The 26,103-nt window shown below is 46.3% G+C and carries 26 protein-coding genes; 6 read left to right on the forward strand and 20 right to left on the reverse strand.

What is annotated here, in order from left to right:
• Window positions 1-24 precede the first annotated feature (24 nt).
• The 9 genes from ruvA to ICN34_RS00685 form a co-directional block, all read right to left on the reverse strand.
• Window positions 25-606 carry a Holliday junction branch migration protein RuvA gene (ruvA, locus tag ICN34_RS00645; protein ID WP_072582729.1) on the reverse strand — a complete coding sequence of 194 codons (582 nt, stop codon included), beginning with the start codon at window positions 604-606 and terminating at the stop codon, window positions 25-27.
• A gap of 29 nt (window positions 607-635) precedes the next feature.
• Entirely contained in the window at window positions 636-1,166 is a 531-nt protein-coding gene (gene ruvC / locus ICN34_RS00650; protein ID WP_216120238.1) for a crossover junction endodeoxyribonuclease RuvC, read from the reverse strand.
• A gap of 26 nt (window positions 1,167-1,192) precedes the next feature.
• The gene (gene purH, locus ICN34_RS00655; RefSeq protein ID WP_216120240.1) at window positions 1,193-2,773 is read right to left on the reverse strand and encodes a bifunctional phosphoribosylaminoimidazolecarboxamide formyltransferase/IMP cyclohydrolase; all 1,581 of its coding nucleotides are present in this window, start codon (window positions 2,771-2,773) and stop codon (window positions 1,193-1,195) included.
• A 52-nt stretch (window positions 2,774-2,825) separates the two neighbouring features.
• A complete protein-coding gene (locus ICN34_RS00660) occupies window positions 2,826-3,065 on the reverse strand; it encodes a helix-turn-helix domain-containing protein (protein ID WP_072582732.1) in 240 nt (79 codons plus the stop codon).
• A gap of 57 nt (window positions 3,066-3,122) precedes the next feature.
• Entirely contained in the window at window positions 3,123-4,139 is a 1,017-nt protein-coding gene (gene dusB / locus ICN34_RS00665; RefSeq protein ID WP_216120242.1) for a tRNA dihydrouridine synthase DusB, read from the reverse strand.
• 128 nt (window positions 4,140-4,267) lie between these two features.
• A complete protein-coding gene (locus ICN34_RS00670) occupies window positions 4,268-5,425 on the reverse strand; it encodes an FAD-dependent monooxygenase (protein ID WP_216120243.1) in 1,158 nt (385 codons plus the stop codon).
• A 16-nt stretch (window positions 5,426-5,441) separates the two neighbouring features.
• Window positions 5,442-6,809, reverse strand: a complete 1,368-nt coding sequence (locus ICN34_RS00675; protein WP_255538544.1) for an aminopeptidase P N-terminal domain-containing protein — start codon at window positions 6,807-6,809, stop codon at window positions 5,442-5,444.
• Window positions 6,802-7,518 carry an N-acetylmuramate alpha-1-phosphate uridylyltransferase MurU gene (gene murU, locus ICN34_RS00680; protein WP_072582734.1) on the reverse strand — a complete coding sequence of 239 codons (717 nt, stop codon included), beginning with the start codon at window positions 7,516-7,518 and terminating at the stop codon, window positions 6,802-6,804. The genes ICN34_RS00675 and murU overlap by 8 nt, the downstream gene beginning before the upstream one ends.
• A gap of 10 nt (window positions 7,519-7,528) precedes the next feature.
• A complete protein-coding gene (locus ICN34_RS00685) occupies window positions 7,529-8,530 on the reverse strand; it encodes an aminoglycoside phosphotransferase family protein (protein ID WP_216120247.1) in 1,002 nt (333 codons plus the stop codon).
• Between the two features lie 33 nt (window positions 8,531-8,563).
• On the opposite strand from ICN34_RS00685, the gene ICN34_RS00690 reads away from it, so the two are divergent.
• The 4 genes from ICN34_RS00690 to rsmA are packed head-to-tail and all read left to right on the forward strand — an operon-like array spanning window position 8,564 to window position 14,302.
• Complete coding sequence (locus ICN34_RS00690) at window positions 8,564-11,086, forward strand: LPS-assembly protein LptD (protein ID WP_216120249.1); 2,523 nt, start codon at window positions 8,564-8,566, stop codon at window positions 11,084-11,086.
• 8 nt (window positions 11,087-11,094) lie between these two features.
• Window positions 11,095-12,540, forward strand: coding sequence for a peptidylprolyl isomerase (locus ICN34_RS00695; RefSeq protein ID WP_255538545.1), 1,446 nt, complete (start codon window positions 11,095-11,097; stop codon window positions 12,538-12,540).
• Entirely contained in the window at window positions 12,515-13,522 is a 1,008-nt protein-coding gene (gene pdxA / locus ICN34_RS00700) for a 4-hydroxythreonine-4-phosphate dehydrogenase PdxA (RefSeq protein WP_216120253.1), read from the forward strand. The genes ICN34_RS00695 and pdxA overlap by 26 nt, the downstream gene beginning before the upstream one ends.
• 3 nt (window positions 13,523-13,525) lie before the next feature.
• Window positions 13,526-14,302: a 16S rRNA (adenine(1518)-N(6)/adenine(1519)-N(6))-dimethyltransferase RsmA gene (gene rsmA, locus ICN34_RS00705; RefSeq protein ID WP_216120255.1), complete on the forward strand. Its 777-nt coding sequence runs from the start codon at window positions 13,526-13,528 to the stop codon at window positions 14,300-14,302.
• Window positions 14,303-14,350: 48 nt separating this feature from the next.
• On the opposite strand, the gene ICN34_RS00710 is transcribed toward rsmA, so the two are convergent.
• The 9 genes from ICN34_RS00710 to ICN34_RS00750 form a co-directional block, all read right to left on the reverse strand.
• Window positions 14,351-15,085 (reverse strand): 1-acyl-sn-glycerol-3-phosphate acyltransferase, encoded by a 735-nt coding sequence (locus ICN34_RS00710; RefSeq protein WP_072582740.1) that lies wholly within the window; start codon window positions 15,083-15,085, stop codon window positions 14,351-14,353.
• A gap of 7 nt (window positions 15,086-15,092) precedes the next feature.
• Window positions 15,093-15,665, reverse strand: coding sequence for a D-glycero-beta-D-manno-heptose 1,7-bisphosphate 7-phosphatase (gene gmhB / locus ICN34_RS00715; protein WP_072582741.1), 573 nt, complete (start codon window positions 15,663-15,665; stop codon window positions 15,093-15,095).
• A complete protein-coding gene (gene glyS / locus ICN34_RS00720) occupies window positions 15,662-17,800 on the reverse strand; it encodes a glycine--tRNA ligase subunit beta (RefSeq protein ID WP_216120257.1) in 2,139 nt (712 codons plus the stop codon). Before glyS ends, gmhB begins: the two co-directional genes overlap by 4 nt.
• Window positions 17,801-17,827: 27 nt before the next feature.
• Complete coding sequence (gene glyQ / locus ICN34_RS00725) at window positions 17,828-18,718, reverse strand: glycine--tRNA ligase subunit alpha (RefSeq protein ID WP_068319536.1); 891 nt, start codon at window positions 18,716-18,718, stop codon at window positions 17,828-17,830.
• A 59-nt stretch (window positions 18,719-18,777) separates the two neighbouring features.
• Entirely contained in the window at window positions 18,778-20,277 is a 1,500-nt protein-coding gene (lnt, locus tag ICN34_RS00730) for an apolipoprotein N-acyltransferase (RefSeq protein ID WP_072582899.1), read from the reverse strand.
• A gap of 38 nt (window positions 20,278-20,315) precedes the next feature.
• The gene (locus ICN34_RS00735; RefSeq protein ID WP_216120259.1) at window positions 20,316-21,155 is read right to left on the reverse strand and encodes an HlyC/CorC family transporter; all 840 of its coding nucleotides are present in this window, start codon (window positions 21,153-21,155) and stop codon (window positions 20,316-20,318) included.
• A gap of 30 nt (window positions 21,156-21,185) precedes the next feature.
• Window positions 21,186-21,659 carry an rRNA maturation RNase YbeY gene (gene ybeY / locus ICN34_RS00740; RefSeq protein WP_216120261.1) on the reverse strand — a complete coding sequence of 158 codons (474 nt, stop codon included), beginning with the start codon at window positions 21,657-21,659 and terminating at the stop codon, window positions 21,186-21,188.
• Entirely contained in the window at window positions 21,646-22,995 is a 1,350-nt protein-coding gene (gene miaB / locus ICN34_RS00745; protein ID WP_072582745.1) for a tRNA (N6-isopentenyl adenosine(37)-C2)-methylthiotransferase MiaB, read from the reverse strand. Before miaB ends, ybeY begins: the two co-directional genes overlap by 14 nt.
• 66 nt (window positions 22,996-23,061) lie before the next feature.
• Window positions 23,062-24,324, reverse strand: coding sequence for a putative Na+/H+ antiporter (locus tag ICN34_RS00750; RefSeq protein WP_216120263.1), 1,263 nt, complete (start codon window positions 24,322-24,324; stop codon window positions 23,062-23,064).
• 58 nt (window positions 24,325-24,382) lie between these two features.
• On the opposite strand from ICN34_RS00750, the gene ICN34_RS00755 reads away from it, so the two are divergent.
• Window positions 24,383-24,793 carry a rhodanese-like domain-containing protein gene (locus ICN34_RS00755; protein ID WP_072582747.1) on the forward strand — a complete coding sequence of 137 codons (411 nt, stop codon included), beginning with the start codon at window positions 24,383-24,385 and terminating at the stop codon, window positions 24,791-24,793.
• A 47-nt stretch (window positions 24,794-24,840) separates the two neighbouring features.
• Window positions 24,841-25,230 (forward strand): OsmC family protein, encoded by a 390-nt coding sequence (locus ICN34_RS00760; RefSeq protein WP_216120265.1) that lies wholly within the window; start codon window positions 24,841-24,843, stop codon window positions 25,228-25,230.
• A gap of 68 nt (window positions 25,231-25,298) precedes the next feature.
• On the opposite strand, the gene ICN34_RS00765 is transcribed toward ICN34_RS00760, so the two are convergent.
• Complete coding sequence (locus ICN34_RS00765; protein WP_215358625.1) at window positions 25,299-25,586, reverse strand: glycine zipper domain-containing protein; 288 nt, start codon at window positions 25,584-25,586, stop codon at window positions 25,299-25,301.
• Window positions 25,587-25,633: 47 nt separating this feature from the next.
• Complete coding sequence (locus tag ICN34_RS00770; protein WP_216120266.1) at window positions 25,634-25,996, reverse strand: Rap1a/Tai family immunity protein; 363 nt, start codon at window positions 25,994-25,996, stop codon at window positions 25,634-25,636.
• Window positions 25,997-26,103 lie beyond the last annotated feature (107 nt).

Below are 26,103 nucleotides of genomic sequence, written 5' to 3' on the forward strand. Positions count from 1 at the left end.
TGAGAGTTTAGTGCCGTTTGACTATTAAGCTTTAGATAGATACTTCAATCCCATACGGATTCCATCGGAAACACTGGTATCGGGCGGGATTTGCTTGAGTGCCAAAAGTGCTTCTTTTTCTGAATAGCCCAGAGCAAGGAGGGCTTGTAACACTTCACTGCTAGCCTCAATTGCCTGAGGTTTGTCACCTGTAATGCCTAAGTCTGGAGCTAGCTTGCCTTTGAGCTCTAGGCAGAGACGCTCAGCAGTTTTCTTGCCGATACCAGGCACCTGAGTGAGGCGCCCAGCTTCTTGAAGTGCAATGGCTTGGGCTAGTTCATTAACACTCATGCCGGAAAGAACTGCGAGTGCTGTGCGTGAGCCGACGCCACTAATCTTGATGAGCTGTCTAAATGCTTCACGCTCAGTTTCAGTAGCAAAGCCAAAAAGTTGCTGCGCATCTTCGCGAACTTGAAAATGTGTCAATAGGGTAATCTTTTGACCAGCCTGAGGTAGTTGATACAAAGTGCTCATAGGCACATCAACCTCATAACCAATACCTTGGCAATCGACTAAAAGGCGAGGAGGGTGAACTGAAACGAGGGTACCTTGAATGCGACCAATCATGTAGAGATCTTAACCTGTGATGTGTATTGTTACTTGCTACGTTTCTTAGGCGTTAGCTTAGGTGCTAAAGCTGCAGTAATTGCTTTTGGCATCTGCGCATGATGGGCGGCGCAGATGGCAACGCCTAGTGCATCAGAGGCGTCAGTCCCTGGGGCGCGGCTCAGTCTGAGAAGACGCTTGACCATTTCTTGGACCTGAGGCTTAGCTGCTCTACCATTACCAACAATGGACTGCTTGACTCTTAAGGCGCTGTACTCAGCTACCGGGAGTTTTTCTGAAACGAGAGCGGCAATAACAGCACCCCGTGCCTGACCCAACATGAGTGTGGAACGAGGATTGACGTTTAAGAAGACTTCTTCGATCGCAGCAGACTCTGGTCTATAGGTCTCCAGAACTTCCTTAACACCGGCATAGAGGGTGCCTAAGCGTTCAGGCAGGCCTTTAGCTGGATCGCCACTTTCAATCGTCCCCGAGGCTACGTAGGTCAGCTTTTGGCCATCGACATCGATGACTCCAAAACCAGTAGTCCGTAAACCTGGGTCGATTCCTATCCAGCGCATGAGTTTGTTTATGGCTTCTTGTTTTCTTAGTGACGGAAGTGACGTGTGCCAGTAAAGATCATGGCGATACCATGCTCATTTGCTGCCGCAATGATTTCATCATCACGCATACTGCCACCTGGCTGAATGGCGCAGCTTGCGCCACCATTCACAACGACATCTAAGCCATCACGGAACGGGAAGAAGGCATCGCTTGCTACTGCAGACCCTTTGAGGCTTAAGCCAGCGTTCTCAGCCTTGATGCTAGCCATGCGCGCAGAGTCTACGCGGCTCATTTGACCGGCACCGATACCAAGAGTCATTCCATTAGCGCAATACACAATGGCATTGGATTTCACAAACTTGGCTACGCGCCATGCAAACATCATGTCGTGCATTTCGCTTGGGGTTGGCAGACGCTTACTGACAACGCGCATTTCACTTTCGAGAACATTCTTAGCATCAGGAGATTGCACCAGCAAACCACCGCCAACACGTTTGAAATCAAAGGTATTAAATGCAGTACCCAATGGAATTTCTAGAAGACGTACATTTTGTTTCGCAGCAAAGATCACTTTAGCTTCATCACTAAAGCTAGGCGCAATCAATACTTCCACGAATTGCTTGGAGATGGCTTCAGCTGCAGTGCCATCGCAAGGCACGTTAAAGGCAATGATGCCGCCAAAGGCGGAGCTCGGATCGGTTTTGAAGGCTTTTTGATAGGCTTCAAGGGCTGAAGCACCAACAGCTACGCCACAAGGGTTGGCATGCTTGATTATGACGCAAGCTGCAGCGCCACCGGCATTGCCAGTAAAGCTCTTAACGCATTCCCAGGCAGAATCTGCATCGGCAATATTGTTGTAAGAAAGTTCTTTCCCTTGCAACTGCTTGTAATTTGCTAATGCGCCATCGACGGGGTAAATATCTTTATAGAACGCTGCAGACTGGTGTGGATTCTCGCCATAACGCATCTCTTGTACTTTTTCAAAGGCAAAGTGCAAAGTTTCTGGGTAGGCAGAACGGGCTTTGTGATCAAGATCATCACCTAATGCTGAGAGATAGTTAGCAATCGCACCATCGTATTGCGCGGTATGTGCAAATACTTTTTTCGCTAAAGCCAAGTTGGTTTTGTAAGAAACGACATTCTTATTGGCCTTCATTTCAGCCAAGACTGGAGCGTAATCTTCAGGTGAAATCAGCACGGTGACATCTTGGTGATTCTTTGCAGCGGCACGCAACATGGCTGGACCACCGATATCAATGTTTTCGACCGCATCTTCGAATGAGCAGTTTTCCTTAGTGACTGTTTCATTGAAGGGGTAAAGATTAATCACGAGCATATCAATGGTGTCTATGCCATGCTCTTTCAGGGCTGCCATATGCTCTGGAAAATCTCTACGAGCTAATAAGCCGCCATGCACCATTGGGTGGAGGGTCTTAACGCGACCATCCAGCATCTCCGGAAATTTCGTTAAAGAAGAAACTTCGACAACAGGCAGATTGTTTTCGGCCAAGAGTTTTGCTGTGCCGCCAGTAGAAATGAGCTTAATGCCTTGTTCGTGGAGGGCTTTAGCAAAAGGCACGATGCCATTTTTATCGGAGACGGAGAGTAGGGCTGTACGGATCATGGTTTTCGGAGCTTAATTTAAAAAATGGCTTTGTTATTAGTAAAGTTTGCGCTTACTTCAGAAGTTGATGTTCAACCAACTTCTTGTGCAGGGTGTTGCGATTAATGCCCAGATACTGCGCTGCCAGTGATTGATTTTGCTTGGCATGCTGCATCACTAATTCCAGCATTGGTTTTTCAACAACAGCCAATACCATGTCATAGATATCAGTTGGTGCAGTTCCTTTGAGGTCATTCAGATAACCCTGCAATTGGGTTTCAATACATTCGGTAATCGGGTGCTTATTGGTCATAACAATCTATCAATGCAAAAACAAAAAAATAAATAAAGAAACTAAACTCAGTTAAAGCTATGCCGCTTCCAAAAATAACAAGCGGTCAGAATGGGATTTCATTTCGTCAAAATAATCATTGACCATTTGCAGTTGGGTTTTGCAATCGTCGGCAGTATTCATACGCTGGCGGAAGGCATGGGAGTCACGCAACCCTTTGCAGTACCAGCCAATATGCTTACGAGCAGTACGCAGGCCAATATGCTCACCATAAAACTCGTAGTGGTCTAAGAGGTGTGCATTCATGATGCCCTGAATCTCATTGATCTCAGGGGTCGGAAGCTTGCCGCCGGTTTCAAGATAGTGGTTGATTTCACGGAAGATCCAAGGACGGCCTTGAGCGGCTCGTCCAATCATGATGGCATTGGCACCAGTGAGCTTTAAAACTTGCTCCGCCTTTTCTGGGCTGGTGATATCGCCATTAGCCACAACCGGAATGCGCACACTATTTTTGACTGCGGTAATCGTTTCGTACTCTGCTTCACCGTGATACAGGTCTGCTCTCGTACGGCCATGGACCGTCAGCATGGAGATGCCGGATTTTTCTGCAAGACGCGCTATCTCAATAGCATTCTTATGTTCGCGATCCCAGCCCGTACGAATTTTCAAAGTCACTGGTACTGCATCTGGTCCGATACCAACGGCATTCACAACTGCTTCTAGAATTTGCTGGACCAAAGGCTCATCACGCAATAGGGCGGAACCAGCGGCAACATTGCATACTTTCTTTGCGGGACACCCCATATTGATATCGATAATCTGGGCGCCGTGATCTACGTTGATTTTTGCCGCTGCCGCCATCATTGCTGGATCAGCGCCAGCAATTTGAACGGCAATCGGTTTGAATTCACCAACATGATTCGCGCGACGTTGCGTTTTTTCACTTTTCCAAAGCAAGGCATTTGAGGCGACCATTTCAGAAACTGCATACCCGGCCCCCAACTTCTTACATAGCTGTCTAAATGGGCGATCCGTTACCCCAGCCATCGGGGCCACAAATAACTTATTTGCGAGGAGGTGAGGACCAATATTCATCTAAAAGGGCGCGTGCGGAAAGCATGACACTTTAGCACAGTCAGACCCAAATCTGCCTATTTTTTAGGCAGATTGCTTATTACAGATCAAACGGAGAATGCTTAAATTTTGAGGGTGATTTAAGGGCTTTAGCGCCTACCAAACATCATCTGGCGAGCTAAGGCTGTCTTGACTGGTGGAAGCCACTGCAGGGCGCTTAAAGCCAGTCCACGGGCTGCAACAACTGGAGCTAAATTAGATGTAAATACTCTAGCCATAAAGTCCGTCAGGCCAATTGTGGTTTTTCTATCCACTTTGCGACTTTGCGCATAACTCTGGAGTGCATTTTCGACATCTGCTGGAGATTGTTTCTCTGCGGCCCCAGAAAATACCTCAACTAACTTCTCTGACAGCAAGAAGGCATCTCGTAATCCTAAGTTCAAACCTTGGCCCGCCACTGGGTGTAGAGTTTGAGCGGCATTGCCAATCCAAACCGCATTGTCATGAGTGATCTCTTTGCGATAGTTCAAGCCAAGTTCATATAAACGACGATCTTGAATTTTCAGAAATTGTCCAATACGTGAACCAAATTCTTTTTGTAGTTCAGCTAAGAAGTCTATGTCACTCAGTTGTAAACGATGCTGCGAGGATTCTGGCGAGCCGCACCAAACCAGATTCAAAATATTATGTCCGTAGTGACTTGGCAAAACTGCTAAAGGGCCTTCAGCAGTAAAGCGCTCCCAAGCTTGATGGGGCTCTGCATTCTCTACTTCAACCAAGCCTACTAAGGCTGACTGACCATAGTCACGTCCAGATTCAACCCAGTCTTGGGTCTTAAATAAACCACCTTCAGCATGTACAACGCATTTTGCGTGGATGCTATTTTCCTCGCCATCTTTGTTGATGTGCTCCCAAATAAAGTTAGGGCTCTTTGCTTGAATGGTACGTAAGGCGTGACGCAGAGCCATATGAATGTCACGATAACGAATAATGTGCCCTAACGCATCTTGCTTGAGCTCTTCTCGTGTCATCAGCGCGCGGCCAAAGCGACCCGCTTGCGAAACGTGTACTTGATGAATTTCTGCAAACTCTTTTGGCCATGCATTAATCGTATCGAGCAAGAGTTTGCTGCCATGAGATAGCGCTATACCTCGACTATCAGCATTTGCCAGATCATTGTCGTTGACGAGATTGCGATCAAGTAAAAGGATTTTTGCATCAGGAAATTTTTGCAATGTCCAAGCCGCGCAAGCGAGTCCAACTGGACCGCCGCCCTGAATCAAGATATCGCAACTAGATGAATTCATTTTGATCGGGATGGCCTTAAGCATTCTTCATGAGCGCTTCGATTTCATCGGCATTGACAGGCGCGCCTCGAGAAATCAACTCACACCCAGAATCATTGATGACAGCGTCATCTTCAATGCGAATACCAATATTCCAAAATGCCTGATCAATATCATCTGCAGGTCTGACATAGAGGCCTGGTTCCACTGTAATGACCATACCGCTTTTGAGAATGCGCCAAGGCTTTTCTTCACTTGATGAATTTTGGCTAGCTTCACGGTAGGAGCCCACATCGTGGACATCCATACCCAGCCAGTGCGACGTGCGGTGCATATAGAAACGACGGTAGGCGCCAGTTTCAATGGCATTTTCTAAAGAGCCCAGCTCTGCCAGTTTGAGAAGCTTTTCATCTAGCAAACCTTGGGTAAGGACTTTAAGTGCCGCCTCATGTGGCTGCATAAATGTATTACCAGGCTTGGTCATCGCAATCGCAGCTTCTTGCGCAGCTAATGTAATGTCATATAGAGCGCGTTGAGGCCCAGTAAATTTTCCATTCACTGGAAAAGTCCTGGTGATGTCGGAGGCATAGCCATCAAGTTCACAGCCTGCATCAATTAAGCAAAGCTCGCCACCACGTAATTCAGTTGAGCCGGCGCGATAGTGAAGAATGCAAGAATTTGCACCGCCGGCAACTATGCTGTTGTATGCAACACTTTGTGCACCACTATTGCGGAACTCATGCAGTATTTCAGCTTCGAGCTGGTATTCACGCATTCCGGGCTTACAGATTTGCATGGCACGGATATGCGCACGAGCAGAAATGGTTGCAGCACGACGCATGATGTCAATTTCATGTGCATCTTTAAACAAACGCATTTCATGAATCAGTGTCTCAACATCATGAAATTCTGATGGTGGATTGATTCCAGAACGCGCTTGGCCGCGCACCTGCTTCATCCAGTGACGTAGGCGTCTATCGGCTTCGGCGCTCTCAGCAAGGCGAATATATACCGCATCTTGATCAGCTAATAAGTCACTCAGTCTTTGGTCTAACTCTTGATTGCTGTGTGCATAGTCAATACCCAAAGCGTCAGGTGCTGCGTCAGGTCCAAGGCGAATGCCATCCCAAATTTCTCGTTCAGGATCTTTGGGTCTGCAAAATAAGTGAGATTGCAGTTGGAAGTTTTTTCCATTGCCGCCAACCTTCATGACCAGTGTTGCGCCTGGCTCTTCAAAACCCGTCAAGTAATAAAAGTCGCTGTCGTGACGATAAGGAAATTCACTGTCACGGTTGCGAGCAAGTTCAGGAGCAGTTGAGATGACAGCAATGCCTCCGCCAGTCTTGGCAAAGATTTGTTCTGCTAATTGGTTTCTACGAAGCTGATAAATATTCGTTTTATTCATATGCTGCATTAAGCTCTTGTAAGCGTTGTGGTGTGCCTACATCGTGCCATGGACCGAGATATTTTTCACCAGACACTTTATTTTGCTCCATTGCAGTCCTCAATAGAGGTGCCAGCTTGGCTGGAGCTCCGAATTCCAGATCTTTGAAGAGGTCTTTGTGATAAATCCCAATTCCAGAGAAGGTGAGCTTTTCTGCTCCAAGTGATTGGGTATTTCCAACTACTGAACCTTGGAGGTAAAAATCTCCTTCAGGATGCTGGACTGGGTTGGGAACCATTAATAAATGGGCCAAAGGCTTGTTTTCATCCATGCGCATTTTGGCAGCTGTTTCCACAAGCTGGGTAATTGGTAGGTTTGGGCTAAATACGTCCCCATTAATCACCAAGAAGTAGTTTTCGGGCGCAATGATGGGGAGCGCCTTGCAAATACCTCCAGCGGTTTCGAGGGCCTTGCCTTCCGGGGAGTATTGAATGTGAAGACCAAATTGCTCTCCATCACCTAGGGTTGCCTCAATTTTTTCACCTAACCAAGCATGGTTAATCACCACGTTTTGAATCTTTGCTTTCGCTAGGGCTTCTAAATGCCACTCCAGCAGCGATTTATTCTGAATGCGAAGTAACGGTTTGGGTAAATTATCCGTGAGGGGCCGCATGCGCTCACCGCGTCCAGCCGCCAGTAAAAAACAAGGTATGGAATTGAGCTGACTCATGGCTGATGAATTACGCTTGATTGACGCGAGTGGATTCCAAAAGTCGGGCCAATGGTTTTAGTTCAATATAACGGTTCGCCGTCGCAATCGCGTACTCCAGTACGAGTGGAATGTCCTTGATGTAGCCATCCTTACCATCACGATGAAGGAGTCTTGCAAAAATGCCCAAGACTTTAAGGTGGCGCTGTAATCCCATCCATTCAAAATCACGATAGAACTGTCCAAAATCATCTGGCATTGGTAATCCTGCTTTACGACCTTCTTCCCAAAATTTAATGACCCAATCAATCACACGTTCTTCTGGCCATGCAACGTAAGCATCGCGCCACAGTGAAGAAGCATCATAAGTAATAGGACCATAAACTGCATCCTGAAAGTCAATCACTCCGGGGTTATTTCTTTCGGTCACCATTAAGTTACGAGAATGGTAATCACGATGCACATACACTTTAGCTTGCGCTAAATTATTTTCGATAATGAGCTCAAAAGCTTTTTTGAGTTGCTCTGTTTGTTGTTCGCTCAGATTGATATTGAGATGCTTCTTTAGATACCACTCTGGAAATAAATCTAATTCTCGTTGTAATAGCGCTTCATCATAGTTTGGCAAAACCCCTGGTTTGCTTGCCTGCTGCAAGAGTACTAGGGCATGAGTTGCATCTTTGTAGAGATGGTCAGCCGTTTCATGATTGAGTTCGGCTAAGTAGGTTTTTGTGCCTAAATCATTTAACAGCAAGAAGCCTTCAGCAAGATTTTGCTCTAGGATTTTTGGTACATTTAAACCAGCCTCAGCGAGTAATAAATCGACCTTTATGAAGGCATCCAAAGGCTCATGTTGGGGCGGGGCATCCATCACGATCAAAGTCCCAAATTTGGGGTTTTTGGACTCAATTCGGAAATAGCGTCGAAAGCTGGCGTCAGCCGAGGCTGGCACCAAAGAGTCGAGATCTAATTGCCAGCTAGCTTCTAGGGCTTTTAGCCAGTTACGGAGGGTGTTTAAGCGTGAGTCAGTCATGGTCGATTCGTATAATAAGGCGGGTCTGGATCTATGAGTCATTATCGCCGTCGCGCCGGCCATTGCGCCCCTCTTTTTTTGCATGTAACCCTGCGCGTTTTGATGGGGGTGGCATTGCTTCAATTTGCCCTCTGCGCACGCGCTCAAGCGCCTGCTCCCTTAACTCCAAACGCACAAGCTAATGCTAATACGGTTTTATTGCCTGATCGTGGCAATGTCACTGTTTTAAAGTTGGACGATCAGTTGCGAGTCGGGGTTCCTTTGGATGATAGTAAGGCACTTACTTTTACTTCAAGTGATTCTATTGATGGCGTTGTAGACCGCAAGATGAAGTTGAAGGGCCGCGCACAAATGCGACGCAATGGCGGGGTCATTAAAGCGGATGAAATTATTTATGACCCTGATACTGACATTGCTGATCTCGTAGGTAACGCTGAGTTGACCAAAGGTAATACGACTTTCAAGGGGCCAACTGCCCAATTTAAAGTTGATGCGCGTGAAGGCGAAATGGAAACGCCTTCGTACGAGCTACGAGATACGCGCGGCAATGGTACGGCTAAAAAACTCACTATTGAAAACTCAGATATTTTTGTTTTTGATAAAGCGACCTACACAACATGTACGCCGCAAAATATGGACTGGTATTTTTCAGCCAGTACTTTAGAAATTGATAATGAGCAAAAAGAAATGGTTGGAACGCATGGCGTGATGCGCTTCTTTGATGTTCCTATTGCATACGTTCCTTACTTCACCGCTCCCACCTCCAATGAGCGTCGTTCGGGCATCTTGGCGCCGGTAGCAGGATACAACTCCAATAATGGCTTTGACATTACTCAGCCTTATTACGTCAACATAGCTCCCAATAGGGACTTATTAATTCTTCCGCGTTACATGAGCGAGCGCGGCCTGCAGGTGGGTGCAAATTACCGCTTTCTGGATAGTAAGGACAGCGGGACTCTGGGTGGTGATTATCTCGCACATGACAACAAGACTGGAACTGATCGCTGGCGCTATGACTGGCAGCAGCGACAAGTATTTAGTGGTGGCGTTGCTCCAGGTGGAATACCGCTCCCAGGCTCTTGGACTGGTTACGCCAATATGGCGCGAGTTTCAGATAATTTATACCCCACTGACTTCTCACAGAGTATTGCTGGAGCAGTTACTAGTCAGTTTCGTCAAGAAGTCGGTACTACTAAAGGCTTGACGGGAAGTTTAAGTAACTGGGTAGTGTCAGCTAGAGCGTTAACGTTTCAAACTCTGCAGCCGGACCCAACCGCTTTAGTTCAGGCCCCTTACAACGTGTTGCCAAATATTACCGCTGCCTATAACAACCGCCTTAGTCCTGCAGTAGCTGATACTAGCGGTAAGTACGTTACTTTACCTACTGGACCAGCAACTACGTTCTCTACAGATTACACAAGATTCTCGTACAACATTGGCGGCAATTTAGCTGCTACTGCGCCTGGTGTTTACAGTCAGGCCGATCGAACGGTCGTTAAGGGTGCGATGGCTTTGCCTCAGGTAACACCAGGCTATTACATCACCCCAAAGATGAGCTTTCAATCAAACACGTATAACGCCACTCCTTTTGCAACTGGTGGAGCGCCTGTTGCACAAGGCTTTACCATCCCTACATTCAGTTTGGATTCTGGATTGGCGTTTGAAAGAGATGCCGCTGAATTGAAGGGCTTTTACGGCCGAGATATGTTGTTAACTATGGAGCCCCGCGCTTTCTATGTTTACACGCCTTATCAAAATCAATCACAAACACCTTTGTTTGACACTGCGGATGCGGGCTTCGGTGTTTCGCAGATCTTTAGTGAAAATACCTTTATTGGTAATGACCGTGTGGCAGATAACAATGCAGCCACGCTTGGTTTAACTAGCCGCATGATTGAAGCTAGCACTGGTGCAGAGCGTGCCACGGTCACTCTTGCACAGAAGCAGCAGTTCACTGGGCAGCGGGTTGGCTTGAATGGCACGATTGTGAATCCCACTACTTATTCCGATACCTTGGGTTCTGGTTCAGTGCGCTTACTTGGTAATTTCAGTGCAGATGTATTTGGTCAATACAATACGCAGCTCAATCGTTTGGTTCAAACTACCGTGGGCGGTAGTTGGCGTCCGACTCCGGGCAGAAGTTTGAATTTTGGATACCGTAATGTGTGGTCGCCACCAGTGCAAGCATCTGTCCAAAACAATCAGCCTTTTGTGCCCTCTGCCACCACGACGGATCAATACAATATTTCTGGGCAGTGGCCTATTACCCGTGAGGTTTCTGTTTTAGGGCGCTGGGGATACGATGCCTTGACTACCAAGACTTTGAACACCTTAGTGGCCTTGGAGTGGAGTAGGGACTGCTGGACTTTTCGTGGCGCCTACTCTCAAGTCTTGAATACTTCTCAAATAACCACCACCCAGGTGCTCTTTCAGGTCGAATTTAGGGGCTTTGGTAGCGCTGGAAGCAATCCAGTTGATATCATGAAGCTAAATGTTCCTGGATATATGCCTACCTCTAAGCCTATACCACCCTCAACATACGAGAACTATCAATAATGCTTTGTATGAAACGTTTTAAACAAATGAGTGTTCATGCCATTTTTATTGGCATTGGATTATTCGCGAATGTTGCACTTGCTCAGGATTCAGCAAAGGCGAATGCTATTGCCGAAAGCAAGATTCGTAATATCGATGGTGTAGCTGCAGTCGTCAACACGGGTTATGTAACTCGCAAAGAAATTGATGACCGAATTGCTGCACTTAAAAAACAAGGTGTGAAATTGCCTGAGGATGGTACGGTTCGTAAAACCATTCTGGATAGACTTATCCTAGAAAAAATTCAACTACAAAATGCTGAACAAGAAGGTGTTGCTGTAAGTAACAAAGAGTTAGACAAGATTATTGGCGATGTTGCAGCAAAAAATAAGCTCTCTGTTGCTGAGTTCAAAGCAAAAGTAATTGCTTCCGGTACTACCTTTGAGCGCTATAAGCAGTTATTGCGGGATGACGTCATGATTACCCGTTATCGCGAAAGAGAAGTAGAGGGTAAGCTCAAAATCTCGGATGCTGAGATTGATAACTTCATTGCTGAGCGTACGCGGGCAATCGCTGGTGCTGGAGCTCAGAGGTCCGCACCTGCTGCCAAAGGTGAGCCTGAAGAAATCGACGTAGCTCAAATTTTTATTCCTGTTGATCCTGCAGCTGGGGCTGGTACTCAAGCTGAAGCAAAGAAGAAGGCAGATGCTCTGTTGAAAGATGCTCGTGGGGATGTTGACTTCCTACAGCTAGGCGCAATGGCTGCAAAAGATAATCCAAAGATTAAGTTTCAAGAATTAGGCTATCGCACTCCTGATCGTTTGCCACAATTATTTTATGAAGCAATTCGCAATACTGGTGGTGGACAGGTTGCTAACACGGTTGTGAAAAGTCCTGCTGGATACCATGTACTGAAAGTTTTGGATCGCCGTGCAGCAGGAGCAAGTGCGCCTCCGCAGCAGGCTGCAGCACCTGATGCTGGCTCACCTACTCCGCAAAATATTCCTATTACACAAACTCTCTCCCGTCATATTTTATTGCGTAGTCGTGCTGGCTTAAGTGATCAAGATGCAGAGAGGCGCTTGCAGGGTTATCGTGATCAGGTGCGAGCAAAGACTGCAGACTTTGCGGAACTTGCAAAGAAGTATTCTGAAGATGGATCTGCGCCAAATGGCGGTGAGCTAGGTTGGATGAGTCCTGGGGATTTGGTTCCCGAATTTGAGCAGGCCATGAATCGTCTGCAAATTGGCGAGGTTAGTAATCCTGTTAAAACAGAATTTGGTTGGCACTTAATTCAGGTATTAGAGCGTCGCGAAGGTCAGCTCACTGTTGAGAAGCAACGTCAATTTGCGCGAGCAGCAATTCGTGAGAGAAAGTTTGATCAAGCTTATCAAGAGTGGATGCGTGAGCTGCGTGATAACGCAACTGTAAAAATTCTGAACGTGGAAGATGAAGCAAGTAGCGCACCTCGTTAATCTCGTTGTAACTACCGGTGAACCAGCCGGTGTTGGGTCTGAAGTTTCTTTAGCTGCCTCGCTTGAGTTTCTACGTTCACATGCAGATGCTCACATCACTTTATTAGGTAACGATAAGTTACTGAGAATACCTGGGGGCCTTGGTTCAGACCTATCTAGTCGATTACAAATCCAATCCGTCCCCCTCGGAGCCCCTGTTGTTTGGGGGAGCTTAAATTCGCAAAACGCTCAATATGTGGTGAATCTTTTAGATCAGGCGATTGATGGTTGTCTGGAAGGGCGATTTGATGCCGTGGTGACTGCGCCTCTTCAAAAAAGCATTATTAATGAGGCTGGTACGCCATTTACAGGGCATACGGAATACCTAGCACAGCGCTGCAAGGTTTCTCATGTGGTGATGATGTTATGTGCGCCGTTGCCCATCGGTTTTTTAGGGCTCAAGACACCCAGAGATTTACGTGTTGCTCTAGTCACAACTCATCTTCCCTTAAAGAATGTTCCGCAAGCACTGAGTTATGACTTGATATTGGAAACGATTCAAGTCGTTAATCAAGATTTACAGCAGAAATTCGGAATCGCTAAGCCCATCATTCGGATGGCGGGTTTAAATCCACATGCAGGAGAGTCTGGTTATTTGGGCCGAGAAGAAATTGAAATCATCTCTCCGGCTATTGAAGCGGCTAAGAAGATGGGAATCCATGTTTCTGGTCCTTATCCCGGCGATACCATGTTTGATCCAGAATCTGTTGCTCAAGTAGATGCATTTATTGCGATGTACCACGATCAAGGACTCGCACCCTTCAAGTTTGTTACCTTTGGTAATGGCGTGAATGTCACTTTAGGATTACCTATTATTCGAACTTCCGTAGATCACGGAACCGCTTTGGATATTGCTGGCAAAGGGCTGGCTGACTCGGGGAGCATGCTTGAGGCTTTGCGCTTCGCATATAAGTTAGCTCTGAATAAACGAAAGCAAGACTAATCTATGCATCACGCTCGCAAACGATTTGGCCAAAACTTTTTGCAGGACAACGGAATTATTTATTCTATTGTTGCGCTTATCAATCCTAGTGCGGATATGCATGTCATTGAGATTGGTCCTGGCCTAGGTGCGCTAACACTCCCTTTGTTGAGTAATCTTGATCACCTAGACCTTTTGGAGATTGACCGTGATTTGGTAGCTTTTTGGAATGAGAAAAATCTCAAAGGCCTCTCGGTGATTGAGGGTGATGCGCTCAAGTTTGACTTTTTGACATGGGCTCAGAATAGATCGACTAAGCAAGGCTTATGTAAGGTAGTTGGCAATCTTCCATACAACATTTCTTCACCTTTATTGTTCCATTTGGTTTCTGCAGCAGCCTCAATCGATGAACAGGTATTTATGTTGCAAGCAGAGGTGGTGGAAAGAATGGTTGCGAAGGCGGGAAGCTCTGATTTCAGTCGTCTGTCGGTCATGCTGCAAGCCCGTTACGACATGGAGCTAGTGCTGGAGGTTCCTCCTGAGGCTTTTGATCCTCAGCCTAAGGTGAACTCAGCTGTCGTGCGAATGATCCCAAGAAGGGACTTCATGTTGACGGATGCTCAATGGAATTCATTGGAAAAAGTAGTTGCTGCCGCCTTCTCTCAAAGAAGAAAAATGTTGCGGACTAACTTGAGTGTTTTTTCAGACAGATTGGGTTTGACGGAGATAGAGCTTAAGGCGAGAGCCCAGGATATTTCCGTTGACCGCTATATCGAGTGGGCTAAAGTTCTCGCTTCATAAATCAATATTCAGTCCTGACTCAGCACTGAATTACTGCCTTCTAGTGAATTACTTATAAGCGCTGGGGTCAATCACGCGCATCTCAGCTTCAATCCAACCTTCTACTTCTCGTTGAAGTTCTTCGGCTGACTTATTGGTTGAGCTAATCGCAGGCCCAATTGAAAAGATGACTGTGCCCGGTTCCTTGATAAAGCTATTTTTCGGCCAGCAACGACCGGCGTTGTGCGCAATTGGAATCACTAGTGCATCCGTAGCACTTGCAAGGCGTGCTCCACCCTTACGGTAAGGTTTAGTTGATCCAATAGGGGTTCTAGTGCCTTCCGGGAAGAGCATGATCCATTTGCCTTCGCCCAAGCGTTTGCGGCCTTGGGTCGCTACAGAATGAGCTGCAGTCTGCTTATTAGAGCGATTAATGTGGATCATCTTCAGTAACGCCAAAGCCCAACCAAAGAAAGGAATCCAGAGAAGTTCACGCTTAAAGACAAAGCAAAGTTGTTTTGGCAGTAGTGCGATGTACGCAATAGTTTCGTAAGCTGACTGGTGCTTACTTAAGATGATGACCCGCTCATTAAGTACAGCCCGCATGTTTTCCATACCGCGAATTTCATAATGAATGCCGCACAATGGCTTTAATAGGGCGATAACGATTTTGTTCCAGAGCCCAATAAATGTGTAACGGTTTTCTGGACTTAGGAATGGAAAGGCCAGCATGCATAGCACTGACCAGATGGGTGTAAAGATAACTAAAAATAAGGCAAAGAGGATGGAGCGAATCAATTTCACGATGGGTCTAAGCCTTATTTTCTAAAAGTGCATTTGCAAAAGCCAGTAGATCAGCATGAATTTGTGTGCCTTCAGGTAGGTTACCTTTTGTAAGCGTTTTTTCACCCTTACCTGTGAGCACTAGGTGAGGTGAAGCTCCTAAGGCTACTCCAGCTTGAAGATCCCGTAAAGAATCCCCCACTATAGGAACGCCTGTCAGTGGTTTGGTGCTATCCGTCCTCTTATAGCGCAATGCAATTTCTTTCATCATGCCTGGTGCCGGTTTACGGCAATCACATTGATGTGAATCTTGATGAGGGCAAAAGAAGATGCTGTCGATATGACCGCCTAATGGCTTTAGCAAAGTCTCCATTTTGCTATGCATGGCATGTAAATCATTAATTGTGAAGTAGCCTCTGGAAAGACCTGACTGATTGGTTGCTAAAGCAATTTGATAGCCCGCTTGATTGAGTAAGGCTATCGCCTCTAAGCTTCCTCGAAGGGGAATCCATTGATCTACTGACTTCACATAATCATCGCGATCTTCATTGATCACGCCATCTCGATCAAGAATGACTAATTTAGAAGAGCTGGAGCTCATGCTAATTTGCCGAGATCGGCAACGAGATTCATTTTCTGGTGAAGTTGTTGCAGGAGAGCGAGGCGATTATCTCGTAGCTCAGGATTAGGATCCATGACCATCACATCTGCAAAGAATTGATCAATTGGTCCGCTCAAGGCGACTAGCGCTCTTAAGAGTTCAACAAATTGACGTTTTTCATAAGCAGCATTGAGTGCAGGAGTCACCGCTTCCAATGCTTTGTGTAGTGTTGCCTCTGCTGGAATTTGCAGTAATTTGGCTGAACACGCTGCAGGAATAGCGGTAGTGGTTTTCTTCAGAATATTGCTGATGCGCTTATTGGCGGCAGCTAATTGAGCCGCTTCTGCTAGAGCATTAAATTCACGCAGGGCAGTCAATCGCTCGATCAAGTCATTAATTTGTGCTGGGTCTTGGCTCAGGACAGCATCAATCTCTGCGCTAGTAAACGCTTTACCAGCAACTGATTGGTCCCGCAAATAGGCGCGCAAGCGATCAATAATGAACGCATAGATATCGGCAGCTTTTGCTTTTTCTTGCACATCAGCCTGGGGAAACTGCGCACGAGCTAATTCGATTAATTCAGGCAAATTCAGCGAAAGATTCTTTTCTAAGAGCAAACGGCAAATACCTAAGGCATGACGACGTAGGGCATACGGGTCTTTATCGCCAGTAGGGGCAAGCCCAACACCCCAAATGCCAACCAGCGTTTCTAATTTGTCGGCAATAGCTAAGATCGTGCCAGTTTGGGTTTGCGGCAGAGTGTCGCCTGCAAAGCGCGGCATATAGTGTTCGCTGCAAGCACTAGCAACATCAGCATGCTCGCCATCATGGGTAGCGTAATAACGCCCCATAATGCCTTGCAACTCTGGGAACTCGCCAACCATATCAGTTAGTAAGTCTGTCTTAGCAATTTCTGCAGCACGTGAAGCGAGCTTTTCATCGGCACCCAGTCTTTTGGCGATACCTACAGCTAACCCTTGAACGCGCTTTGTGCGATCTAGCTGATTGCCTAACTGGTTGTGATAAACCACCTTGCCAAGATCTGCCACACGAGAAGCCAAAGGGCGCTTTTGATCTTGCTGGAAGAAGAAGCGAGCATCGGACAAGCGTGGGCGTACAACGCGCTCATTGCCTGAGATGATGGCGTCTGGCTTACTTGTTTCAATATTAGAAGCAATCAAGAAACGATTACGTAATTTGCCTTGTTTGTCTGTCAATGCAAAATACTTTTGATTGGTTTGCATGGTCAAAATCAAGCATTCTTGAGGTACCTCTAAGAACTCTTGATCAAAATGGCATTCGTAGATGGCCGGCCACTCAACAAGGGCTGTTACTTCATCTAGAAGGCTATCCGGCATTAATACCAGATCCTCGCCAGCCGCTTTTAATAGGGCAGCTTCAATTTGCGCCCGACGCTGATTAAAGCTAGCAATAATCTTGGCTTTGGACTGGAGCTCGATCTCGTATTGGTCTGCATTCGTAATGGTGATGAGGCCAGGAGCTAAAAAACGATGGCCTTCAGTTTGATTGGCTGCATCAATACCTAGAGCACTGATGTTTAAAGTAGTAGCACCATGTAGTGCAATGATGCGGTGGGCAGGACGAGCAAATTGCACGTCGGCCAATCGACCATCCTTTTGTAGCACTTGGTAGTGCATCATTTTTGCAATGGGCAGCTTGCTTAATGTTTGTTCAAGCGCAGCCTGCGCCGTTTGCTCAAGAGCAGCACCTTTAGCAATGACATTAAGGTACAGGGCTTCATTCTTACCTTCACCCACTTTTTCTAAAGTCGCAAGATCAATATCCCCATACCCTAGAGCACCCAATTTTTTGAGTAGTGGTGGGGTTGCTTTACCTTCAGCGTCAAATGCAATGCTAGTAGGTAATAATTTTTCCCGCACAGGGTAGTCAGGCGCTTGATCAAGAACCTTAGTGACTTGTACGGCTAAACGACGCGGGGTTGCAAAGCCGGTCATCTTGGATGATTCGGATGCAAGACCAGCTGTTTTGAGTGCTGCAAAGATGCCTTCGCTAAATGCATCACCTAAGCGACGCAGAGTCTTAGGTGGCAGTTCTTCGGTAAATACCTCGATCAATAAAGTCGCTGATTGAGGATTTGAATTAGATGTGCTCATAAGTGGAATACAAAAATCTCGATGCGCTTAAGCCTGAGCTTTAGCTTGACGTTGACACATTGGGAAGCCCAGTTTTTCTCTAGACTCAAAGTAGGCCTGCGCCACTGCCCGAGAAAGATTACGAATGCGGCCTATGTAGGCTGCACGCTCAGTCACCGAGATAGCGCCACGCGCATCCAGCAAATTAAATGTGTGCGCTGCTTTAAGTACCATCTCGTAAGCAGGTAGTGCCAGTGGAACTTCCATCAAACGCTTTGCTTCACTTTCATAGTTTGTGAAGTTGGCAAAGAGTAAATCAGTATTGGAGTGTTCAAAGTTGTAGCAAGATTGCTCCACTTCATTCTGGTGATATACATCCCCATAAGAGATGCCGTCGGCCCATACTAAGTCGTAGACGTTAGAGCAGTTTTGGATATACATTGCCAAACGCTCAATACCGTAGGTAATCTCACCAAGAACAGGCTTGCAATCTAAGCCACCTACTTGTTGGAAGTAAGTGAACTGCGTCACCTCCATGCCATTGAGCCAAACTTCCCAGCCAAGACCCCATGCACCCAGTGTTGGGTTTTCCCAATCGTCCTCTACAAAACGAACATCATTCTCTTTAAGGTCTAAGCCTAAAGCGGCAAGAGATCCTAGGTAAAGATCGAGAATATTTTCAGGTGCTGGCTTGAGGACTACTTGATATTGATAGTAGTGTTGTAAGCGATTTGGATTTTCACCATAGCGACCATCTTTAGGTCGGCGGGATGGCTGAACGTAAGCTGCTTTCCAAGGCTCAGGACCAATGGCGCGTAAGAAGGTTGCGGTATGGGATGTACCGGCACCAACCTCGAGGTCGATAGGTTGCAATAGGGCACAACCTTGTTGGTCCCAATAATCTTGAAGTTTGAGAATGATTTGCTGAAAAGTAAGCATGATTAACCTGGCTAAGCCTTTGATTTTACATGGCTAGAGCACTCTAGAGTTAAAAATGCTTAAAAACGCCTGTGACGAATCAGACCCCAAAGCAAGAGCAGGCAAGAAATACCCAAAATCGGTAAATTGCCCCAAATGACATAAGGTGTTTTTCCAGAATACGCCTGAACCTGGGTGCTGAGGGTTGTTTGGGTAAATTCCGGGAGCGCTTTTAGTACTCTGCCATCAGGACCAAGAACTGCAGTAATTCCGGTATTGGTGGCACGCAAGGCGGGAAGTCCAGTTTCCAGGGAGCGCAATTGTGAAAGCCTGAGTTGTTGAGTGGATGCTTGAGAATCCCCAAACCAGGCTAGATTGGTCATGTTAATAAGTAGGTTGACTGGCTGGTCGCTATGTTGAATGCGGGAGGCGAGTTCGCCACCAAAGACGTCTTCATAGCAAATCGTAATTGCCGCATGAAGATCATCTTGATCCTTGCGCACAATCGCAAAGGGGGGTTGATCTAGTTTTCCTCTTGCAAAGTCGCTCATGGGTACATGAAAGGCTTTAACGAACCACTGAAAACCTAGAGGGATAAATTCTCCAAAGGGAACGAGGTGGGCTTTATCGTATTGATAGGGCAATGCATTGGGCGAGAGTCCAGTAGCGCGATTCGAATACTGCATACCGCCTTCTCCAGGCACTTCGCCGATCAAGCCAAGCAGAATGTTGCTGTTACCTTTATTGGAAAAATCTTGCAGGTAATTAAATAAGCCAATTGGCAAATTGGGAAGTGGCCATGGAAACGCAGTCTCAGGAATGATGATAAGGTTGGCTGCTTCTTTAGTAATTTCTCCAGCATAGAAATCGATTTGCCTGCCAATAGCTTGAGGATTGAATTTCAGACTTTGTTCAAAGTTGCCTTGAATTAAGCGAACGCTAATTGGCTCTCCAACTGGCTTGGTGAAAGTAAATAAATTAGCGCTTTGAGAAATCCCAATGACAGCCAATATGAGGAACATGCTAGAAATGACATGCTTACGGGCTTGGTAAATTTCCCAGGAGGCCCATACTGCCAAAAAGGTACATGCTAGCCCGCCAAAGAAGGGTGCGACAGGCGCAAATGGGCCATTGAACTGGGTTTCTGCAAAGCCCATCCAAGGAAATCCAGTGAAGATATAGCCTCGTAGAAATTCCGCAAGAACCCAACTCGCTCCCAGCAGCAGACCAAATAAGCGACTCTGTTTAAACAGTGGAATAGCAAGTGTTGCCAATGAGAAATAGAGCGCCACATAAGCAGAGAGCAGGAATACACCCATACAAGCAAGTGGCGCACTCATGCCACCAACATCATGCAGGCTGATGTAAAGCCACCATAGACCTACAACAAAATAAGCGATGCCGAATGGGAGGCCTAAGACAAATTGTTTTTTAAAGGAGATGGGCTTCTGATCAAGACGCCACCACAGAAGGCTGAGAACGGGGATCTGAATCCAGCCACCATAGGGTAACTCAGCAACGGCAGCAAGGACCGCTCCCAATACAAACAGAATGCAAACTGAAAAGATTTTGATGCTCATGCCCGAATGATTGGAGTGCTGATCAAACAATGTAAATCTCAGTCTGATTTTTTATTGGATTGTCGTGCAAGCAGAATATGAATTTGTCTTGGGTCGGCGCGCTGCACTTCAAATTCAATGCCACCTATTTCAATGAGCTCACCCATTTTAGGGACGCGGCCTAAATGCTGAATCACTAAGCCCGCCACAGTCTCAATATCTTCTACTTCAAAATGAGTGCCAAGTCTTTCATTGAATTGCTCAAGCTCGGTAATGCCTTTAACGCGAATGTCGCCGTTATCCAAAGCGATGAGGTTGTCCGCTTCTTCATCGACGTCATGTTCATCCTCAATGTCGCCAACGATCTGCTCGAGCACATCTTCAATGGTGATGATGCCGGCAACGCCGCTATATTCGTCAACTACGATAGCTAAATGGTTGCGGTTATCTTTGAAGTCCCGTAATAGGACGCTAAGACGCTTGGATTCTGGAATGAATACCGCAGGACGTAACCAATCGCGGACCTGAAAATCTTTCTCAGTAGCGTGACGTAATAAATCTTTTGCTAACAAAATGCCAATGACGTTATCTCGACTACCTTCGAACACAGGAAAGCGGGAGTGAGCTGCTTCAATAACGCTTTTAATGATTTCAGAGAGGGGCTGGCCAATATCGATCCAATCAATTTGGGCGCGGGGTACGAGGATATCGCGAGCGCATAACTGCCCTACTTGAAAAACACCCTCAATCATGGAGAGGGCATCGGCATCAATTAATCCCTCAGCCTGAGCTTCCCGAAGGGTATCAATCAGCTTTTGGCGGCGTTCACTGGGTTCCGTTGGCTGCGGAGTTAAAAAATCAGCCAAGCGATCTAAAAGGGATTTATTGGGGTCAGGCATATAGCAAGAATAGCGTAGAAATATGGCAAATCAAGAATAGGGGTTAGCAAAGCCCAATTTTTGGAGGATTTGGATTTCCAGGGCCTCCATCTTTTTTGCATCCCGGCCTACCTCGTGATCATGGCCTTGAGCATGAAGGCAGCCGTGCACAATTAAATGGGCCAAATGGGCTTTTAGTAATTTACTTTGCTCTTTGGCTTCTTTTTGTAGAACCGGTAAGCAAAAAATAATATCTGCTACTACAGCTTCTTTTGAAAGCTCGTAAGGAAAAGTTAAAACATTGGTTGCGTAATCTTTTTGACGAAAAGCGAAATTTAGCTTTTTACCTTCCGCAGCATTCACAAAGCGAAGGGTAATTAGGCCACCAAGTGCCGTGGAACTCTTGACCCATTTCTTGATCAGGGTTGAGGAAGCTGCTTTATTGACGGCAGACTCAATCGCTGGACTGGCGTATTGCAGCTCAATCGCTAGCTTCGAAGAGATGCTTTTTTTATTGACTGACATGGGCTTCTACCAACTCACCTCTGAGGGTGTAGTTCAGAACTTCCGTAATGCGAATGTCTACGAATTGACCAATGAGACTTTCAATATCTTGATCGGGTGCTGTGAAATGAATGACGCGATTATTTTCAGCACGACCCTGTAAGTTGACGCCATCCTTAGCAAGACCCTCAATTAATACTCTTTCGGTATTACCCAGCATTTTTTGGCTAATTTGGTTTGCCTGTCCCTCAACCAATGCCAATAAAGTTTGGAGGCGCTTGAGTTTGACTTCATAAGGCGTGTCATCGTGAAGGTTCGCCGCAGGAGTGCCTGGGCGCGGACTAAAGATGAAGCAAAAGCTGTTATCAAAGTTCAGCTCTTTCACCATCTTCAATAGTTTTTCAAAGTCAGCCTCAGTTTCACCTGGAAAGCCCACAATGAAATCACTCGACAGTGTCAGGTCGGGGCGAACAGCGCGCATCTTACGAATAATGCTCTTGAACTCTAGGGCTGTATAGCCGCGCTTCATCGCTGAGAGCATAGAATCCGAGCCATGTTGTACAGGCAGATGTAGGTGACTTACAAGCTTAGGCACTTTAGCGTAGACGTCAATGAGGCGTTGTGTAAATTCTTTAGGGTGGCTGGTGGTAAAGCGAATCCGTTCAACCCCAGGAATGTCAGCGATGTATTCAATCAATAGAGCAAAGTCAGCGATTTCTTCGGTATCACCCATCTTGCCAAGATAAGCGTTTACGTTTTGACCAAGCAGCACAATTTCTTTGACGCCTTTGCTAGCAAGGCCAGCGACTTCTGTCAGTACATCATCAAATGGCCTGGAGACTTCTTCGCCACGCGTATAGGGCACAACACAATAGCTGCAATACTTAGAGCAACCTTCCATGATGGAGACGTATGCAGAGCCACGAGTTTGGCGAGATGCGGGAAGATGGTCAAACTTTTCGATTTCGGGGAAAGAGATGTCTACTTGAGAGACTCCAGTTTTGCGACGCTGTGCAATGAGGTCGGATAGGCGATGGAGTGTTTGAGGCCCAAACACAACATCGACGTAAGGAGCACGACTAACAATTTGTTGACCTTCTTGGCTGGCAACGCAGCCACCAACGCCAATCAGTAAGTCGGGCTTCGTTTTTTTGAGTTCACGCAGCCGTCCTAAATCTGAAAAGACTTTGTCTTCCGCTTTTTCGCGGATAGAGCAGGTGTTGAGAAGAACCACGTCGGCATCTTCAGGGCGATCTGTTATGACCATGCCTTCGTCGGCATGCAGGAGGTCTGCCATTTTTCCCGAGTCATACTCGTTCATTTGACAGCCAAAGGTTTTGATATAGAGCTTTTTCATATGCCGTTCTCAGGTTTATAGCTGGGGGCGAAGCTGAGATTTTACTGCCTAAGACCCAAGTTGTTCTTATATGAGCCTGTAAGCCAAGATTGCCACAATAGTGGGCGGAATAGCCGCCATCAATAGATATAGTGCTGAAACCGTATGTCCAGGAAAGTGGCCACGCAAGATCGCAATACCTGCTGGGTTGGGAGCATTAGCAATGACGGTGAGGCCGCCACCAGCAACTGCTCCACCCACTAATGCCAGCTTGAACTCCGGTGAGGTGCCAGTTACCAATGATCCTAAATAGGTGAGTGCCGCATTGTCAGTGAAAGCAGTCAAAACAAGACTGCCATAAAAGACTGCGGTAGGGCTCATCATTTCGAGAATAGGTTGCAGCCACCATCCTTGTAATGCACCCAATACTACTAAACCGCCCAAGAAGAATCCCACTAAAAGGGCCTCTTTCAGAATCAGGGGGCTTTGATGTTTTGGGTATGCCGTGGTGTAACCAATAAAGAAAAGCAGAATCCACGTGAAAATAATCGGATCATGCGCAAAGTAGACCACTCCAAACAGGAAAAGCAGGTGCGTCAAAATAACTGCTAAAGGAATTTTGGCTTCCTTTTTGTCAGCATTAGGTTCAATTAATTGGCGATGAAATAAAAGTGTTGCTGCCAGAGCGTTGATGAAGATTGCTATGCAAGACTCTAGACCAAAGTTGCTAAACATGAATGCTGAACTCCATCCCCAAGTGGAGGCCACCATGAGAACGGGCGGAGCGGCAAAGTTAGTGAGTGTGCCTCCAATGGAGATGTTCACAAAGAGCACGCCAAGAGTGCCAAACAGAAGCGCTTTAGAACATTGGTGACGATAGACAAGATCGCGCAATAAAAAAGCAGCCAGAGTCATTGCTGCAGGTTCGGTAATCAAAGAGCCAAGGAGGGGCGTAGCGCCTAGGATTAAAAAATATAAAGCAGGAGCACTTCTGATGCGCAAAAGGTATTGCAGGCCATTGCCTAGCACATGCAAAATTTGCGTAGAAAAATACAGAATAGGTTTTGTGCCGGCGACAATCATGATGGCAAAGACAAAGAGTGGTTCTGTGAAATTGCGTTTATTGAGAAAGTACTTTGCTGTCCCTAAGTCGTCATATAAGGAAATGAAAATAACCAATATGGCAGCCCAAAAACCAAAAACAATTTCTACTTCGCCAAGCAAATGCCAAAGACCAGCATGCCGAGGCGATTTTTTAGCAATCGTTTCAAAATAGCCCGTGCAAAAGGTATGCAAAACAGCAATTGCAAAAATAATGCTCGCGCCAAGTTCTGTAGGGGTAAAGTTCATAGCAGAATGGTAGCAGGTGCTTGGTGACACTAAGGCATTGTTAATTTAGGAGATTTTGGTGAAATTAAAGATTGGATATCAAGCGCTCATTCAGGAAGCAATGGCTGAAATTGAGACTCTTCCTGTGGAAAAGGCGTCAGATTTACTGGCGGATCCAAATGTGGTGTTTGTGGATATACGGGATGTTCGTGAGTTAGAGCGTGAGGGCATGATTCCGAATGCGATCCATGCCCCCAGGGGGATGTTGGAGTTTTGGGTTGACCCAGATAGCCCTTATTACAAGCCAATCTTTGGTGAAGGCAAAAGGCTGGTGTTGTATTGCGCCTCGGCTTGGCGTTCGGCCTTAGCAACACAAACTCTTCAGAGAATGGGTGTACCCAATATATGTCACTTAGAAGGTGGCTTTAGTGCTTGGAAGAAGGCGCAATTACCCGTTACAGAAAAAGCAAGTAAATCCCATTCGGGTTAAATTCAGTCTTGATCATTTCTACGGATTAATAATTTTTTAGGATTCTTATGAGAAAAGTAGTTTCGCAATTTGGCCAAGGCCCCCTACAGCAGAAATTGACTGCTGGTGATTTACATTTTTTGTCTGATGCAGAAGTGTCTAAAGGCGGCTCTGGTACTGGCCCAAGTCCTCACGAGTATCTTGGCGCTGCTTTGGCAGCATGCACCTCAATGACTTTAAAGATGTACGCTGGGCGCAAAGAAATGAAATTAGATAATGCAATTGTGACTGTCAATATTGAGAGACATGAAGATATCGAAACATTCTCGCGTGATATTCAGTTGCAAGGCAATTTGAGTGCTGAAGAGAAAGAGCGCTTACTTGAGATTGCGCAGAAATGTCCAATCCATAAAGCGTTGGCAGGACAGATTCAAATAAAAACCCAGCTGGTAAATTAATACGAGCTGGGTTGGTATTGCTGAACTCGGGCCTCAATAGGCCTGGGTATTTTGCTTAGCTAGGCTTATTAATTAGGTGCCTGAGCTGGCTGATTATTTTTACCAGCGTTATAACCAGAGTTGTAATTAGCAGCTTCATTTTTCTTGTATGCATCATAGACATAGCCAGATGCTGCACCAACTGCTGCACCACCAACTGCACCCCAAATAGGATTGCCGTGAAAGATTGCGGTGCCAACAGCACCAGCTGCTGCGCCAATGCCTGCGCCTGAAAGTGTGCGCTGCTCTGTGTTGCTCATATTTGAGCAACCAGCGATAGCTAAAGTTGCTGCGGTAATTGCGATAATTTTTTTCATCTCAACTGATCCTTTAAATGGGTATTAGTTTGTCTAAGTTGCTTAGATTATTTTCTGGCGCAAGGGAAGCGTGAAGCTAAGAAGCCCAAGAAAACGCCTGCCGCTGGTTTGTCTGCAACTTGTGGAGTGCTGTTTGCAAACTTCACAAAATCACCAATGACTTCATCGCGTGCTGGAGCAGGTTGCTTAACGCAAATAAATGGCTTTGCACGTTGTGGATGACGAGTTGCTAGATAGGTTTCATAAACAGCGGTAGTAAAGCCAATACAGAAGCTTCGTGACTCGGGGCTTGCAGGAAGTTTGCAAACATTCGCGAGCTCTTGTGTGCTCAATACTTTGATGGTTTCTTGTGCTTGAGCAAGACTGGAAAATGCAGCTAAAGCGGCCAATGCGATGAGGATTTTTTTCATGGGTTCTCCCTTGGGTGTATGTAAAAACGATGATAAACCATAAAAATCTCTATTTATGCACTAAATAAGTGCGCTATGCCCCTTTTTGGGATTTTTCGGTCCCCATA

The organism is Polynucleobacter sp. Tro8-14-1 (assembly GCF_018881655.1).
Classification (GTDB): domain Bacteria; phylum Pseudomonadota; class Gammaproteobacteria; order Burkholderiales; family Burkholderiaceae; genus Polynucleobacter.

Coding starts and splice junctions, on each gene's coding strand:
- ruvA (WP_072582729.1), bottom strand. CDS start 606: ATGATTGGTCGCATTCAAGGTACCCTCGTTTCAGTTCACCCTCCTCGC.
- ruvC (WP_216120238.1), bottom strand. CDS start 1,166: ATGCGCTGGATAGGAATCGACCCAGGTTTACGGACTACTGGTTTTGGA.
- purH (WP_216120240.1), bottom strand. CDS start 2,773: ATGATCCGTACAGCCCTACTCTCCGTCTCCGATAAAAATGGCATCGTG.
- ICN34_RS00660 (WP_072582732.1), bottom strand. CDS start 3,065: ATGACCAATAAGCACCCGATTACCGAATGTATTGAAACCCAATTGCAG.
- dusB (WP_216120242.1), bottom strand. CDS start 4,139: ATGAATATTGGTCCTCACCTCCTCGCAAATAAGTTATTTGTGGCCCCG.
- ICN34_RS00670 (WP_216120243.1), bottom strand. CDS start 5,425: ATGAATTCATCTAGTTGCGATATCTTGATTCAGGGCGGCGGTCCAGTT.
- ICN34_RS00675 (WP_255538544.1), bottom strand. CDS start 6,809: ATGAATAAAACGAATATTTATCAGCTTCGTAGAAACCAATTAGCAGAA.
- murU (WP_072582734.1), bottom strand. CDS start 7,518: ATGAGTCAGCTCAATTCCATACCTTGTTTTTTACTGGCGGCTGGACGC.
- ICN34_RS00685 (WP_216120247.1), bottom strand. CDS start 8,530: ATGACTGACTCACGCTTAAACACCCTCCGTAACTGGCTAAAAGCCCTA.
- ICN34_RS00690 (WP_216120249.1), top strand. CDS start 8,564: ATGAGTCATTATCGCCGTCGCGCCGGCCATTGCGCCCCTCTTTTTTTG.
- ICN34_RS00695 (WP_255538545.1), top strand. CDS start 11,095: ATGAAACGTTTTAAACAAATGAGTGTTCATGCCATTTTTATTGGCATT.
- pdxA (WP_216120253.1), top strand. CDS start 12,515: ATGAAGCAAGTAGCGCACCTCGTTAATCTCGTTGTAACTACCGGTGAA.
- rsmA (WP_216120255.1), top strand. CDS start 13,526: ATGCATCACGCTCGCAAACGATTTGGCCAAAACTTTTTGCAGGACAAC.
- gmhB (WP_072582741.1), bottom strand. CDS start 15,665: ATGAGCTCCAGCTCTTCTAAATTAGTCATTCTTGATCGAGATGGCGTG.
- glyS (WP_216120257.1), bottom strand. CDS start 17,800: ATGAGCACATCTAATTCAAATCCTCAATCAGCGACTTTATTGATCGAG.
- glyQ (WP_068319536.1), bottom strand. CDS start 18,718: ATGCTTACTTTTCAGCAAATCATTCTCAAACTTCAAGATTATTGGGAC.
- lnt (WP_072582899.1), bottom strand. CDS start 20,277: ATGAGCATCAAAATCTTTTCAGTTTGCATTCTGTTTGTATTGGGAGCG.
- ICN34_RS00735 (WP_216120259.1), bottom strand. CDS start 21,155: ATGCCTGACCCCAATAAATCCCTTTTAGATCGCTTGGCTGATTTTTTA.
- ybeY (WP_216120261.1), bottom strand. CDS start 21,659: ATGTCAGTCAATAAAAAAAGCATCTCTTCGAAGCTAGCGATTGAGCTG.
- miaB (WP_072582745.1), bottom strand. CDS start 22,995: ATGAAAAAGCTCTATATCAAAACCTTTGGCTGTCAAATGAACGAGTAT.
- ICN34_RS00750 (WP_216120263.1), bottom strand. CDS start 24,324: ATGAACTTTACCCCTACAGAACTTGGCGCGAGCATTATTTTTGCAATT.
- ICN34_RS00760 (WP_216120265.1), top strand. CDS start 24,841: ATGAGAAAAGTAGTTTCGCAATTTGGCCAAGGCCCCCTACAGCAGAAA.
- ICN34_RS00765 (WP_215358625.1), bottom strand. CDS start 25,586: ATGAAAAAAATTATCGCAATTACCGCAGCAACTTTAGCTATCGCTGGT.
- ICN34_RS00770 (WP_216120266.1), bottom strand. CDS start 25,996: ATGAAAAAAATCCTCATCGCATTGGCCGCTTTAGCTGCATTTTCCAGT.